12 protein-coding genes and 1 pseudogene are annotated in these 13772 nt (G+C 42.6%); 8 read left to right on the top strand and 5 right to left on the bottom strand.

The window, feature by feature from the left end; translation table 11 throughout:
* Positions 1-149 precede the first annotated feature (149 nt).
* Complete coding sequence (gene pdxR / locus NOM01_RS09180) at positions 150-1556, bottom strand: MocR-like pyridoxine biosynthesis transcription factor PdxR (protein WP_255748240.1); 1407 nt, start codon at positions 1554-1556, stop codon at positions 150-152.
* A 114-nt stretch (positions 1557-1670) separates the two neighbouring features.
* Here pdxR and NOM01_RS09185 point away from each other — a divergent pair, with 114 nt between their 5' ends.
* Together NOM01_RS09185 and NOM01_RS09190 are read left to right on the top strand one after the other, a co-directional pair.
* Positions 1671-2222 carry a pyridoxamine 5'-phosphate oxidase family protein gene (locus NOM01_RS09185; RefSeq protein ID WP_093673182.1) on the top strand — a complete coding sequence of 184 codons (552 nt, stop codon included), beginning with the start codon at positions 1671-1673 and terminating at the stop codon, positions 2220-2222.
* A gap of 214 nt (positions 2223-2436) precedes the next feature.
* Positions 2437-3207 (top strand): alpha/beta fold hydrolase, encoded by a 771-nt coding sequence (locus NOM01_RS09190; RefSeq protein WP_093673184.1) that lies wholly within the window; start codon positions 2437-2439, stop codon positions 3205-3207.
* A gap of 20 nt (positions 3208-3227) precedes the next feature.
* Here NOM01_RS09190 and NOM01_RS09195 read toward each other — a convergent pair whose 3' ends face one another.
* A complete protein-coding gene (locus NOM01_RS09195) occupies positions 3228-4055 on the bottom strand; it encodes an HAD family hydrolase (protein ID WP_093673186.1) in 828 nt (275 codons plus the stop codon).
* 509 nt (positions 4056-4564) lie between these two features.
* Positions 4565-5770 carry a helveticin J family class III bacteriocin gene (locus NOM01_RS09200; protein WP_093673188.1) on the bottom strand — a complete coding sequence of 402 codons (1206 nt, stop codon included), beginning with the start codon at positions 5768-5770 and terminating at the stop codon, positions 4565-4567.
* Between the two features lie 204 nt (positions 5771-5974).
* Here NOM01_RS09200 and NOM01_RS09205 point away from each other — a divergent pair, with 204 nt between their 5' ends.
* The 3 genes and pseudogenes from NOM01_RS09205 (at position 5975) to NOM01_RS09215 (ending at position 8661) form a co-directional block, all read left to right on the top strand.
* On the top strand, positions 5975-6730 hold the full coding sequence (locus NOM01_RS09205) for a hypothetical protein (RefSeq protein ID WP_093673190.1): 756 nt from the start codon (positions 5975-5977) through the stop codon (positions 6728-6730).
* Between the two features lie 425 nt (positions 6731-7155).
* Positions 7156-7926 (top strand): hypothetical protein, encoded by a 771-nt coding sequence (locus NOM01_RS09210; protein WP_093673194.1) that lies wholly within the window; start codon positions 7156-7158, stop codon positions 7924-7926.
* A 281-nt stretch (positions 7927-8207) separates the two neighbouring features.
* Positions 8208-8661: pseudogene (locus NOM01_RS09215) on the top strand (GNAT family N-acetyltransferase).
* 22 nt (positions 8662-8683) lie between these two features.
* Here NOM01_RS09215 and NOM01_RS09220 read toward each other — a convergent pair.
* Positions 8684-9151 (bottom strand): alpha/beta fold hydrolase, encoded by a 468-nt coding sequence (locus NOM01_RS09220; RefSeq protein ID WP_093673196.1) that lies wholly within the window; start codon positions 9149-9151, stop codon positions 8684-8686.
* A 195-nt stretch (positions 9152-9346) separates the two neighbouring features.
* On the opposite strand from NOM01_RS09220, the gene NOM01_RS09225 reads away from it, so the two are divergent.
* Both NOM01_RS09225 and NOM01_RS09230 read left to right on the top strand, forming a co-directional pair.
* Positions 9347-10186 (top strand): pentapeptide repeat-containing protein, encoded by an 840-nt coding sequence (locus NOM01_RS09225; protein ID WP_255748246.1) that lies wholly within the window; start codon positions 9347-9349, stop codon positions 10184-10186.
* Positions 10187-10190: 4 nt separating this feature from the next.
* Positions 10191-10688 (top strand): AAA family ATPase, encoded by a 498-nt coding sequence (locus NOM01_RS09230; RefSeq protein WP_093673198.1) that lies wholly within the window; start codon positions 10191-10193, stop codon positions 10686-10688.
* A 169-nt stretch (positions 10689-10857) separates the two neighbouring features.
* On the opposite strand, the gene NOM01_RS09235 is transcribed toward NOM01_RS09230, so the two are convergent.
* The gene (locus tag NOM01_RS09235) at positions 10858-11667 is read right to left on the bottom strand and encodes a ZIP family metal transporter (RefSeq protein ID WP_093673200.1); all 810 of its coding nucleotides are present in this window, start codon (positions 11665-11667) and stop codon (positions 10858-10860) included.
* A 942-nt stretch (positions 11668-12609) separates the two neighbouring features.
* On the opposite strand from NOM01_RS09235, the gene NOM01_RS09240 reads away from it, so the two are divergent.
* Positions 12610-13704, top strand: a complete 1095-nt coding sequence (locus tag NOM01_RS09240) for a LysM peptidoglycan-binding domain-containing protein (protein ID WP_093673202.1) — start codon at positions 12610-12612, stop codon at positions 13702-13704.
* Positions 13705-13772: the final 68 nt, after the last annotated feature.

Below are 13772 nucleotides of genomic sequence, written 5' to 3' on the forward strand. Positions count from 1 at the left end.
AGGAGTGAACCGTTATTAAGTATATCGGGCGTTTCCTGATCACACGTTTTGACTTAATGTCCCCTAACATGTATTTCTTCTTGTTCCCTTCATTCACAGCTGAAAACAGATAAGTTAAAAGGATCGTTGATTTCACGATGTGGCTCGGATTATGAATAATAGGGCAGCCAGGTTTTATGCAAAAGCTTTATTCCCTGCTTTATTTCTTCCGGTGAAAGTCCTCCGAACCCGAGTAAAAGTGTTGTGCTTTTTATATTTTCAATAGACCAAGCGGGTTCATACACGTGTATACCCGCCTTTTTTGCTTGCTTGATCAGTGTTTCCGACGGGTACCGGCTTTTGACATGAATGACGATATGCAAGCCCGCATCCTGTCCGCTGACACGAACATGACTGCCCATTACCAATTTAATGGTATCAAGAAGCAGTATCTGTTTTTTCTTGTACAGCGTCCGCATTTTGCGAATATGGCGGTCCCATTGTCCGCTTTCGATAAATAGCGCCAATGTCTTCTGGTGCAGCCGTGAAGCAGTTTGTCTCCACTCAAAGCTTTGGTAGGCTTCAAGCAGAGCGGGCGGCAGAACCATATAGCTTACTCGAATCGCAGGCATAAGCGATTTAGAAAAAGTTCCGATGTAAATGACACGATTGTGTTCATCGATCCCTTGCAACGAAGGAATCGGTTTCCCTCTGTAACGGAATTCGCCATCATAATCATCCTCGATAATCCAGCTGTTATGCGCATAAGCCCATGAAAGTAGCTTCATTCGTTTTGCAATCGGCATCACCATGCCAAGCGGATATTGGTGCGAAGGTGTGATATAGACCGCGTCTGCTTGACTTTTACTTAGCTCATCTATGGATAGTCCGTCTTCTTCAACAGGAATGGGCACTAAGTGAATCGACCATCCTTGCAGCGATCTGCGGACGCCTTGATAACCCGGATCTTCCATTGCTAATCGATGATTTTTCCATTCAATCAGATGATAGAGTAGGTCAAGGATCGATTGGGTGCCGGCAGCGATAACGATTTGTTCCGGTATGCACTGGACACCGCGAGAATGATGCAGATAGTCGGAAAGTACCGCTCTTAATCGCGGTTCACCTTGAAAGTGACCGTATTTCAGTATCTCTCTATTCTCATGGTTCAGCAATTTACGTTCGCATTTTTGCCAGGCATCCAGTGGAAATTGTGCAGTATCAATGTCCGACATAAAGAAATCGTATAAGATGGGGGTTGGTTTCTGTTTGGGAGAATATCCGGCAGAAAAATTCACATCTCGATTTACGTTGTAATCAATGTAATCTCCTTCAAATTCTGCGACAAAATAACCGCTGCGCGCGCGGCTTTCAATATATCCTTCGGCAAGAAGCTGTTGATAGGCCATCTGCACGGTTGTCTTACTTACCTTCAGATTTTCCGCAAGATAGCGGATGGATGGAAGACGTGTACTTTTTTCAAGGACGGAGTGTTCAATCTCATTTTTAAAATAACGATATAACTGAATATATAAAGGATCCTTTGAATCTTCATCCAGCCGAGGAATAAGTTCCATTTTCATCCCACCTCTGTACTTGCTCAAAACTCATAATCTGTACCTTTTAAAAGGCACAATCGCTTTTATAATTAGAATTATAAACAATAAATGACAGAAAAGGTGGAAAATAATATGCGCCCTTTACGGAAACAGATGCTCGAATGCCGCGACCCTGAGAAGATTAGTGATTTTCTGACACAAGCACGGATTGGATTTTTGGGCCTTTCTGATGAGGACTATCCCTATGTTGTGCCGCTTAATTTTGTTTGGTACAGCAATAAGTTTTATTTTCATGGGGCGGATGAAGGCAAAAAGGCAGATTTAATGAAGGCGAATGCGAACATCTGCTTTACGGTTTGTGAAGAATACGGAACAATGGCCCATCCTGTACCGGCACACACGGACACGGCTTATATGAGTGTTATGGCTTTTGGCAAAGTGACACATCTCACCGATTGGGATGAAGCGACAGTGGCGATGCAAAAATTGTTGGATAAATATGTTCCCGGCTATTATGATCGAACGTTATCGCGAAATCATTTGGAAAAGTATCGTTCATCCATGGGTAGTGCGACAGCAGTATTCTGTCTTGATCCAGAGGCTTTGACTGCAAAAGAAAAACCGCTTGATCAAACCCGAAAATTTGAACCGGGAATGAAGGCAGGAAAGCATGAAGGTGATTAAGAAAGGGCAATCAGGTGATGAGAAACGAATGGATACTCGGTACTACATTTCTGAGATAAGTCAACGTTTAGGGATCTTTTTTGACAATAGCAGAACATATGTGCTATATTTTTGAAGTGCTTAAAGCAGAAATTAATGATTCACTTGAACGTCGATTATGACCGTTTCTTTTTGGCGGACAAGCTTTGGCAAATTTATCGCAGAAGGTGATTTGATGAACGAGTATTTTGTGAAAAAAGCGAATGCAGTCCTTCGCTATAACGATTTTCCAGGTACTGAACAACCTATTTTGTTTATTCATGGACTTGGTTGTGCCGGTTCTTTTGACTATCCGCAAGTGGCAGCCCAGGAAGCGTTAGCGAAACATCGCTGTGTAATTGTCGATCTTTTGGGCTCCGGCTACAGTGACAAACCAAATGACTTCGGTTATACCGTTCAGGAACATGCAGAGTATCTTAAGGAATTTGTTGAATCGATAGGACTCGAGTCGTTTATCTTGTTTGGACATAGCTTGGGAGGAGCAGTAGCTCTGTCTTTAGCGGATCAATGCAGAGAACGAATCGATCGAATCATTTTGAGTGAAGCAAATTTAGATAAAAGTGATGAAGGATCGTCCAGCAAATATATTGCGGATTTTGATCGAAATGAATTTTTGAAAAATGGATTTAGAGAGTTAGTAGAGGAAAGTCGGAATAGCGGAAATCAAATGTGGGCGGCATCTTTATCTCTATGGTCGCCCAGGGCAGCCTACTTAATTTGTAAATCTGCAGCAAAGGGGCAACAACCTTCAGGAAGAGAAGTTTTATACTCACTTGACTGTCCGAGGACGTTTATCTTTGGTGAACGCTCACTGCCGGACGCGGACGTACAGGTACTCCGAGCGCACGGTGTCACAATTGAAATCGTTGAAAATGCCGGACACTCAATGGCGTGGGAGAATCCGCAGGGCCTGGCCGAAGCCATTCAAAAAGCTATTCAAGCGTGAAACTTGGACCCTTTCTTCGTTCATTCATCTGAATGGAAGTGCAGCTCCAGCCAACGAGCGACACCATCTTCATCGTTTGATTCAATGATTCCGGTCGCCTGCTCTTTTAATTCATCTACCGCATTTTCAACAGCGTAGGATTCATTCGATATTGAAAACATGGACAAGTCGTTCACTCGATCGCCAAATGAAACGATGCGATCAAAGCCCATGAGTTCTCTAAGTCGGACAATGGCATTGGCCTTCGTTGCCTGTGAGGGCATCACTTCGCACCAGTATTCCTCACGGTAGAGCTCTTGTTGGAAAATACACTGATATCTGCTGTCTTGGTCAAACCATTGATGAATCTTAGACATAGGTTTCTGCTCACCGATACAGGTAAAGTAGAATACATCCCCGGCATACAGATCGCTGATCGTGTCTACACTGCGAAGGCGAGGGTCTCCTCTTCTTGAATGAAGATAATGGAGCATCCCGTCATTTTCGTATCCTTTTAGCCAACTCACACGCTCCACTTCGTTGACGAATGAGTAGACAAGCGGATAAAGGCTTCGCTCCGTGAGCCATTCCGCGACATTGCGTATGTCTCGCTCATTGAATGAGGCAGAGTCCAGCCGTTCGCCGGTTTGCGCATCGACAATGAATGCACCGTTATAGATAATGACCGGAATCGGTGTTCTCAGTCTCTTCGTAACAACAGAAGCTGAGACAAGTGAACGTGCCGTGGCATAGGAAAAAGACATTCCGGATTCGATCAATTGGTTGATGGTGCTCATGCTGTATTCGGAAAGCTTGGATTGACTGTTTAGCAGCGTACCGTCAAGGTCCGATACATAGAGTGTTTTCATGGAACACCTCACAGGAAAAATTTTGATTGCGAAAGAATCTCAAGTTGAGGACGTATAGTTGTGTAAATTAGAGTTATCTATGAGGTAACAATGAGGTGATGAGAAGTTCGTTTTCACTGTGGTGGGCCGCGCTCCACCACAGTGAAAACGCAAAAATTTGATCTTCGCCTTCTTATTGAGTTCCCATAGAAAATGAACCAAAGTCCATGATCCCAATTAGAATTGAGTGAACCAATAACTTTTTCTAAAAGGAGAGATTCATAGGACTCAAGTACAGATTACTCTAAATGATCAGATCTTGCATCAACTTTTTCTAGGATATTCTAAAGAATCCCTGCTGTTAATGTACTTTTGGAGGCGATTCTCAATCAGGCCCAAATGAAACAATGATCGATAAAAAATTAGTTGCGATATTGGTGTTTCTATTTAAGATGGATCATTAAAACTTGAATGTTTTAATGATCCATCTTTGAAGCTTAAGTCTTAGTTTACATTTTTATGAAAGTTGATTAAAAGTCACTTTTGGGTACTGTGAAAATTACTTTAGAACTATCGCTATGCAGAGATACATTTAAATAAACATAATCCCCCTTTAACTGAATCCCTTCAGTTTCAACCTCATTACCAACTGGATTGTTTAAGACGCTACCTTCAGCCCCTTCAACAGCAACAGCGTATGGAGTAAAGTCAGTTGTGCCCCAGTTGCCCTTTTGAATAACTGGCTGATTACCAACGCCACCACTTGAAATATAAATGGCTTGTCCGTCAGAAAACTCAATCCCTTGAACAGATTGATGTGCAACTTTATTGTAAAAATCACTTGACGTATATGACTTTACACATTGAGCCACAACAGAAGCGTCACCAGCTGAAATATACTTTGAAGCTTGAGCTTCCTGAGTATCCAAAATATTATTTAGTCCAGCAGCATTGTAATAAGCAAATTGAACCGTATTGGACGTATTCATTGACCAGATCATTAAATAGTTACGAGAGCTATCTAAAGCCGCTTCACAACGCTTTAATGTACCAAAAGATGAACCTGATTTATTGGCATGATTGATGCTCGAGAAACGAGGAACATCCGTGTAATCAATCGAAGCGCCGGCTTGATATTGAATCCGGGCAATTTGTGTTCCCCAGTCGATACCAGAAGCATCTGGGTTATCTACCTGCGTAGCCTTTGCAACTACCCAAAAATAATCTTTTCCATTGTGATCCCCCCACTGTAACGTTTCACCATGCCCAAATCGCCTGAGAGTCATGTAATCTTTCGCATTTAGTGATGAGCCGTTCAATGGAAAACGTGTAATGATTTGGGTGGCTCCCACACCACTATTATTAATTTGTTGAGTGGTGTAAACGTATTGAGTTCCTACATAGGCAGTTTGGACAACATTTTTGTAGTGTAAACCATTTAATGTAAAAACCGCGGTACCAGTTGCCGCCTGAGAGGAAACAGTTACTTTTTGTTGATGACCTGCTGATTTTTCTTCTTTATACGCGTCATAGGCCTGCCGAGGGGCTTCAGGGTGATCCTTAAAATAGTGCTCCATGGCTTCATCGGAATCAAAATCGTCTCGGTTCATAACTAATTGGTCGGTCGGAACAGGTTCACCAGCATCAAATCGCTCATCTAATGGGACGGCTTTATCATTTCCACTCATAACAAATTTCTCCCCGTCTAAAAATTCGGTTTGTAATAATATTCGCATTATTAAAACCTCTTTCATTATAACACTATTGTGGGTTGATTTAAGCAATATAAGCTTTTCTTTAAGAAAAAGGAAAACCGCAAAGGCGTTTAGTCGATGCGTGACGTTATGTTATAATGAGGCAAAATAAGAGGATCATCACGCGGTCTCTGAACTGGGCGTTACGATTAAGTCCAAAACTTATTAGCCGAGGGGGATTAAGGTATGAACAAACGGACAAAATTATTCATGATTTCAGTCCTTGCCGTAGCGAGCTTACTGACTATAACCTCATGCAATAAAACTAATGCATCAGCAACAATTAAAGTGGGCTACACGCCTTTAAAGACAGCTGCATCAACCCGTAACGTGGTTGCTACGGGTAAATACGCCCTTTATACAAAACCCGGCACGGTAAAGGGGGCTAAACGAGTGGCTTCCAAGAGCCAAATGAAAAAATTTGCTTCTTATACTCGTGCAGATACTGATTATTACGAGTTAATAGGGAGGAACCACGCTTATAAGGGTTCAACTTATTATTTTCGTGCCTATGGTTATAAAGTCACCTACACCGGTTCAGTTTATTATCGGGTCGTGACGATGAATGGTAAATATCGGGGGTACGTCTATGGAGGTAAAAAAGTTGGTTCCTTTGCTGGTGGAGTTAAAAAAGCAACAACTACCCAAGCGGCAGCAATTCCTGCTAACTTTAAAGATTACGTCGGAGTTATCATTCCAGGTAGTGTTTGGAATTATCCTCCCTACACGCAATACAAGACTAAGCGATTAGGTAAAGTAAACTGGACGATTCCAAGTCTGGCTAAATTTAAAGTCACTAAGGCTGTAAAACGGACTCGGGAACAAGATACTTACTACTACCTTAAATCTCAAAAGAGCTCCGTACCTTCAGGTTGGGTCAGTAGCCGTTACGTTATTTCTTACAGTGAAGTTGAAAGCAATGAAGGCATTACTCATAATTGATTGCTCTAACGCGTCATTATATGTCACTCATCAACGATCAAATAAAAAAGAGGTTGCTCCGTAAGCAGTCTCTAATCAAAGAATGGTTCATGAAAATCCTTGGGATTTCATGGACCATTTTTAAGTCAATGAGCTTCTGATCTAAACCCACTCCAGTAGACCCTTTTAGGACTCGTGGGAACTTCTTTGTCCTCTGAAAGGTCTGCTATAATAAATCCAGGTGAGTAAAACGGGATATATCCACTATGGAAGCCACTATTTCACCTAGCTAACGACTTGTTCCAACTGAGATATTGACACACAAAAAGGACTTGACCGGTTTATGCGTTATAATGGAGCAAAATAAGAGGATCATCACGCAGTCCCTGAGCTGAACTGGGCATTACGATTAAGCCCCAAACGTATTTGACGAGGGAGATTTAGGTATGAACAAATGGACAAAATTATTCATGGTTTCAGTCCTTGCTGTAGCGAGCTTACTGACTATAACATCATGCAATACATCCAATAAACCCAATAAAACCGTTAAAACCAATACGGCAACAATTAAAGTGGGCTACACGCCTTTAAAGACAGCTGGCTCCACTCGTAATGTGGTTGCTACAGGTAAATACGCCCTTTATACGAAACCCGGCACGGTAAAAGGGGCTAAACTAGTGGTTTCCAAGAGCAAGATGGCAAAATTTGCTTCTTATACTCATGCAGATGCTGATTATTACTATGGTAGTCTGAGGAACCACGCTTATAAGGGTTCAACTTATTATTTCCGTGCCTACGGTTATAAAGTCACCCACACCGGTTCCGTTTATTATCGTGTCGTGACGATGAATGGTAAATATCGGGGTTACGTCTATGGGGGCAAAAAAGTCGGCTCATTTGCTGGCGGAGTTAAAAAAGCAATGACTACCCAGCCCACAACAATTCCTGCTATCTATAAGGATCACGTCGTCGGGATTCACACTCCAGGTAATATTTGGAATTATCCTCCTTACACGCAATATAAGACAAAGAGTTTAGCTCAAAAATCTGATTTTATAAACTCAACAATTCCAAGCAAGGCTGAATTTAAAGTCACTAAGGCTGTAAAACGGACTCGGGAACAGGATACTTACTATTACCTTAAATCTCAAAAGAGCTCCGTACCTTCAGGTTGGGTAAGCGCCATGCGCATTCTTTCTTATTTTGAGATTCAGTGAAATGGAAGGTAATGAAAGGCGTTATTGATAATTGATCGCTCTAACGCGTCATTCATGTACGATCAACGATCAAATAGAAAAAAGAGGTTGCGCCGTAAGGATCTTCGCACAACCATTAGAGCAGTTTTTTTGAAGTATATACTGAATGTTTCTCCCATCTTATTCTTAGTGATCTATTGTTTTTTCATAGGTTTGATCTGGGTAGGTACATGTTTCTTTGTATCTCCTCAGTCGGAAACGTTATGATTCCAAATAAAATAAATGATTTTTGGAGGCAATGAATGGAGATCAAAAAGGATGATTTGACCGGAACCACGGTCATTGAATTGATCAGCGAGCATCTAAGGGATGGCAAAAAATTCGCCGCCCGAAAGTATTCATGCTCCTGATCTTGCCGCATTGAGAGGCCCGAAAATCACATTCTGGAGTGCGTGGAAAGGAGAAAAACTGCTTGGCTGCGGCGCACTGAAGGAGCTTGATGATCAACATAGAGAGTTAAAATCAATGCGAACATCCTTGCTGCATTTGAGGAAGATGGTCGCAAGGAATATTCTTCAGCACATCATTGACGTCGCAAGGTAGCGTGCCTATCGGCGAATCAGTTTGGAAACCGGATCAATGGATGCTTTTGAACCAGCGAGAAGACTTTGCGAATGTTTTGGAATTGATGAGTGTCCTCCGTTTTCAGAATACAGGGCAGATCCAAATAGTGTTTTTATGACAAAAATGTTATAAACGATTGTTGGCAGGCAAACGTTCAACGTGACGAGGCATTAGTGATAAATGCTCTGAGTTTCGACAGCGGGAATTCCTTTGCCCACAGTACATAATGCGCACCAGGAACCTTTACGATGTCACAATTTGATTGAGCAGTAAATGCTGCACTATTTTTTTGCTCAAATTGTGCTCTTTTTTGATTAATGCCTTCATAGGAGGCGTAGCAGAGACAGACGAAGCCTCCGGCCGAGTGCCCAATCAGATGAACCTGATCTTTTTTTTCTTCATCTAGAAAGTTGATTACCCAGTCGGCAATAGCTCTCGGCTTAATGGAACGATCAAAGCCCGAGCTCTCTCCGTATCCCGGCGAATTACAGAGATAGAATTGATAATCCTCCTGAAAAAAATCGGCAATCATTTCGCCCTCCATTCCGGAAAAACCGGCAGCAGGAAAAAACAGGATCGTTTCCGTTCCTTTTCCAAATTTCTTGAATGCGCAGTGTCTCATCAAAACAGCTCCTTTACCTAATTTTAGTCCAATGAGTGGATCAGTTCATCTGTTTCGAAATGGAAATGATCTATTTTTTTTGCTCTTGATAGACGAACAATTGAACGATGGATCCTGTATACTTGTACCATGCGAGTTATATGAACGGAAGTGTTGATTGTGCCTGAGACCCGTAATAACCAGATGATTCGAAGTATGCTGCGACCAGAATGTGAAAAATGTTTTGGCCTCTGCTGCGTGGCGCTGCCCTTCTCGAATTCTGCGGATTTTGCTTTCAATAAGCAGGCGGGTGTGCCCTGTTCAAATCTGCAACAAGACTTTCGCTGCCGTATCCATAGTGGACTGAAGGAAAAAGGATTTAAAGGATGCACAGCTTTTGAGTGCTTTGGCGCGGGGCAAAAAGTGTCCCAAATCACTTTTCATGGAGTAGACTGGCATGAGGACGCGGAAACTGCTCGCAATATGTTTGCTGTGTTTCCAAAAATGATTATGCTGCATGAACTGCTTTGGTACCTCCAAATGTCGATGCTACGGACTGCGTCAAAGCCCATTTATAATGAGATTTACCAAGCATTCGATGAGATCGAACAACTGACTCAACTCAGTTCAGATTCAATGATGAACTTGGATCTTCAATTACAGCATGCAAAATTGAATGATCTTTTTTTGAGAACGAGCGAACTTGTGTGGCAGGAAGCACAGCGACAAGACATGAAGCTTAGTCGGAAAAAGCGGAAAAATTACCGGAGCGCCGATCTTATGGGGAAGAAGATGAGTGGCGCTGATCTAGTAGGCGCGAATTTCAGAGGTGCTTACTTAATCGCTGCCGACTTGAGGAATGCAGACCTAAGAGCCGCCGATTTTATTGGCGCTGATCTGCGCGATGCCGATCTAAGAGGTGCCGATTTAACGGGCAGCATTTTTCTGACGCAGGCGCAGTTGAATGCTGCAAAGGGTGATGCGGCTACCAAGCTGCCGTCCGAGCTTGATCGCCCCCATCATTGGCAACAAAAAGTCATCATAAAAAGAGGCTAAGAACATGAAAAAATTAATCATGATCAATGGCACAATGGGTGTCGGAAAAAGTACTGTATCCGAACAATTATCTGATCAGCTCATGCCAAGTGTGTATCTAGATGGCGATTGGTGCTGGAAGATGAATCCGTGGGTGTTCACAGAAGAAAATAAGCGGATGGTCATCGATAACATAACACATCTGCTTAATGCATATTTGGCGAATTCCGGCTTTCGCTACATTATTTTTTGCTGGGTGATGCATCAAGAACCAATCTTCGAAGACATCTTGAGTCATCTTCACGGTGACTATGAGCTGCACAAGATTTCGCTCATCTGTTCCGAGAATGTACTTAGATCCCATATCATGCAGGACGTGCAAAAAGGAATACGAACCGTTGATTCAATTGAGGGCAGCATTGCTCGTTTAGAGCTGTATAAAAAAATGGACACCACCAAAGTGGATGTCAGTAATTTGAACGCATCGCAAGCGGCTGAACAAATAGCGGGGATAGTGAAGTGAGAAAAGAATAACCTTTTTCTGTTTAAAGGTACATCGGGATTTAGGGTTAATTGTCGATCGAGAACTTCTTGAAACGAATAATCGGTAAACAAACATTTATTTAGTACACTGATTCGTTAATTAGCATTGTTCATTAAGGGATACATGAGTAAGTATGTTCCTCTACAAGTTATCCCAATGCTACATCCAGTACCATCATCACGGCAAAACCCAGCATTGTTGCGGCTGTGGCTAGATCGGTTGAGCCTTCGCGTTGAGACTCCGGGATGAGTTCTTCAACAACAACGAAGATCATCGCGCCTGCTGCAAATGCAAGGGCATAGGGGAGGACTGGGGAAACATGGACAACTAAATAAGCGCCAATGACAGCAAAAATTGGTTCCACTATGGCAGATAATTGTCCGTACCAGAAACTTCTCGCTCGTGAAAGGCCTTCGCCTCGAAGTGGAATAGATACCGCCGCACCCTCTGGAAAGTTCTGAATACCGATGCCGAAAGCAAGAGCAAGTGCCGCGATTAATAATTCCGTGTCTCCGGTGACGATGGCGCCAAAAGCAACTCCGACCGCTGCGCCTTCCGGAATATTGTGAATAGTAATGGAAAGAACGAGTAAAATGATCTTCCGCAGTTTAGTCTTTGGCCCCTCTTTTTGAGCTACAGGGAAACCAAAATGCAAATGAGGAATGAGACGATCAACGAGTCTTAAGAAAGCCCCGCCTAGTAAAAAGCCAATAAGTGCAGGAACAAACGAGAATTTACCCATTCCGGAACTAATCTCAATTGCAGGTGCGAGTAATGACCAAAAACTAGCCGCGATCATAACACCGGCAGCAAAGCCGAACATGACGTTGGCCATCTTTTGATCTAAATCTTTGAAGAAAAAAACGAGTGATGCTCCGGCTGCAGTGCAGCCCCAGGTAAAAAGTCCGGCAAGCAAAGAAAGTAGTACCGGATTCAATGCAGACAACTCATGCAGCATTTGAAAACTCCTTTTTGTAAATTATAATCATGCGCGATTATTTGGAATCAGACCAATGCATCCTCAATGATGATCACCGGTTGAATAAATCATTCTCATAAAGCCGGCCATCACTGTCAACTCACTTCATCTTTTCCACTTTACTAATGTATTTCCCTGATTTGCTCGAGAGTATGCCTTGCAGAGCAATGTTTTTTGTATTATAAGAAAGAATATAATTTTAAGGCTTATAGTTTAAACGCAACTAGATTTTTGCCATCGCCCGCGGCAAGCGAGTAACCGAAGCGATGATTCAACAGTACCGCAAAGGCACGAACCAATAACACACGGCTGGGGGTTTAGGACCGGGTGATTAGGTAAGCGCCTAATTCTGATAAATAAGCGGAAAAATTACCCTTAATTAGAAAATGAACGAAAAAATAGCTTGAATAGACGGAAAAATTCCGCTTATCGAATCGAAAAACGTGAAGATGGTAGGGTTTTACTTTGCATAAGCGGAAAAATTACCCTTATTTACCGGCGAAGTACGCGCCATGATGCAAATAACCGGAAAATTTCCGCTTATTTACTCGCCTGATTTAATGAAGCCAGAATGCTGGTGAAATAGAGGTGAGTGTAAGGACCTAGCGCTTTTTTCCTAGTTTTTCTAATCGTGAATGCTCATTTCTAAAGCTTATGACTGATCTATTGAGGTGTATGCCTCCGCGCACTCATTGCTGCCCACCCATATAATTCCATAACTGTTTCCGGATGCTAGTGATTCTAGAATATAGTTTGAATATGAAATTATTGACCCTTTTTGTCATCAGAATGTATCAGTGCTGTCAATAGGATGTTATTGGAATGCAACCTCTAAGACCTATGATTAGTTGTGTTGCAAGGTTACATAGAACAATGACTGAAAGAGAGAAATTTTGGGAGCATACCATAGGGGGAAACATGATGAAAAAAAGCATATTATCGTTAGCATTGATCGGTGGGTTGACCGTAACCGGACTTGGAACCCATCAAGCGGATGCAGCATCGGCAACATCTGTAGTGAATTTAGCACAGCAAGGTGTCGGCTCAGCTTACTCTTGGGGACAGAATGACTGCTCGGGATTTACAATGCGCGTCTTTTCACATTTTGGTATTCAATTGCCTCATAGCGCGGCAGCACAAGCGGGTTATGGTACTGCAGTCAGCCGATCGAATCTTCAACCTGGAGATCTCGTCTTCTTTAACACATCAGGTGGAGGTATTTCACATGTTGGGATTTATGTTGGCAATAATCGCATGATTAGTGCGGAAACAGAAAAAACCGGGGTACGTGAAACGCAGATATTTGGTGGAGGCGCGTCAAGTTATTGGGAGCCGCGTTACGTGACTGCCCGAAGGATCGCAACGAACGCTCAAACAGCAGCGCAGCAATCTGTAAAAACAGTTCAGCCGCAAAAAACGACACAAGAATCAGCGACTTCTCAATCTTCATCAACTCAGGGTTCAAACGATCAAACACAAATCAGTGCGTCAACTGATCAATCATCATCAACTGCTCAGACGAATGGGACACAAAGTGACCAAGCATCAACTACTGATCAGACACAATCAACACAAAGCAGCCGGTCAGTAACAACAGATCAGACAAAATCGACCCAAAATGACCAAGCATCTGTAAATGAAAACCAGACTTCTGAGACGACCGCATCTACAGCAGATAACTCAAATTCCAGTTCAAATGAGACAAGCTCATCACAAACGATAAATAACGGGGTATACATTGTGCAGACAGGAGATACGTTGTGGGCAATATCGAATAAAAGCGGCATCTCCGTGCAAAAGATCCAGCAAATCAACAAGCTGGAGGATACGATGATTCGTCCGGGACAGAAAATTCAATTGCAGGATCCATCCGAAAAATACACGATAAAGTCAGGCGATTCGCTCTGGTCGATCGCTAAGGAACATGGAACAACGGTGGATCAATTAATGAAAGCAAACAATCTGTCCTCTGATCTAATCTATCCGGATGACAAGCTGACCGTATCTGATAACTAATTAAGTTAATGAATAACAAAGGCTGCCGCTCATTTGCGACAGTCTTTGTTATTTTTGTTCCTTGGTAC

The sequence above is a fragment of the Sporolactobacillus sp. STSJ-5 genome (assembly GCF_024385605.1).
In the GTDB taxonomy this organism is placed as follows: Bacteria; Bacillota; Bacilli; order Bacillales; family Sporolactobacillaceae; genus Sporolactobacillus.

Excerpts from the sequence above, each read along its gene's own strand:
- pdxR (WP_255748240.1), bottom strand. The coding sequence starts at position 1,556 with ATGGAACTTATTCCTCGGCTGGATGAAGATTCAAAGGATCCTTTATAT.
- NOM01_RS09185 (WP_093673182.1), top strand. The coding sequence starts at position 1,671 with ATGCGCCCTTTACGGAAACAGATGCTCGAATGCCGCGACCCTGAGAAG.
- NOM01_RS09190 (WP_093673184.1), top strand. The coding sequence starts at position 2,437 with ATGAACGAGTATTTTGTGAAAAAAGCGAATGCAGTCCTTCGCTATAAC.
- NOM01_RS09195 (WP_093673186.1), bottom strand. The coding sequence starts at position 4,055 with ATGAAAACACTCTATGTATCGGACCTTGACGGTACGCTGCTAAACAGT.
- NOM01_RS09200 (WP_093673188.1), bottom strand. The coding sequence starts at position 5,770 with ATGCGAATATTATTACAAACCGAATTTTTAGACGGGGAGAAATTTGTT.
- NOM01_RS09205 (WP_093673190.1), top strand. The coding sequence starts at position 5,975 with ATGAACAAACGGACAAAATTATTCATGATTTCAGTCCTTGCCGTAGCG.
- NOM01_RS09210 (WP_093673194.1), top strand. The coding sequence starts at position 7,156 with ATGAACAAATGGACAAAATTATTCATGGTTTCAGTCCTTGCTGTAGCG.
- NOM01_RS09220 (WP_093673196.1), bottom strand. The coding sequence starts at position 9,151 with ATGAGACACTGCGCATTCAAGAAATTTGGAAAAGGAACGGAAACGATC.
- NOM01_RS09225 (WP_255748246.1), top strand. The coding sequence starts at position 9,347 with ATGCTGCGACCAGAATGTGAAAAATGTTTTGGCCTCTGCTGCGTGGCG.
- NOM01_RS09230 (WP_093673198.1), top strand. The coding sequence starts at position 10,191 with ATGAAAAAATTAATCATGATCAATGGCACAATGGGTGTCGGAAAAAGT.
- NOM01_RS09235 (WP_093673200.1), bottom strand. The coding sequence starts at position 11,667 with ATGCTGCATGAGTTGTCTGCATTGAATCCGGTACTACTTTCTTTGCTT.
- NOM01_RS09240 (WP_093673202.1), top strand. The coding sequence starts at position 12,610 with ATGAAAAAAAGCATATTATCGTTAGCATTGATCGGTGGGTTGACCGTA.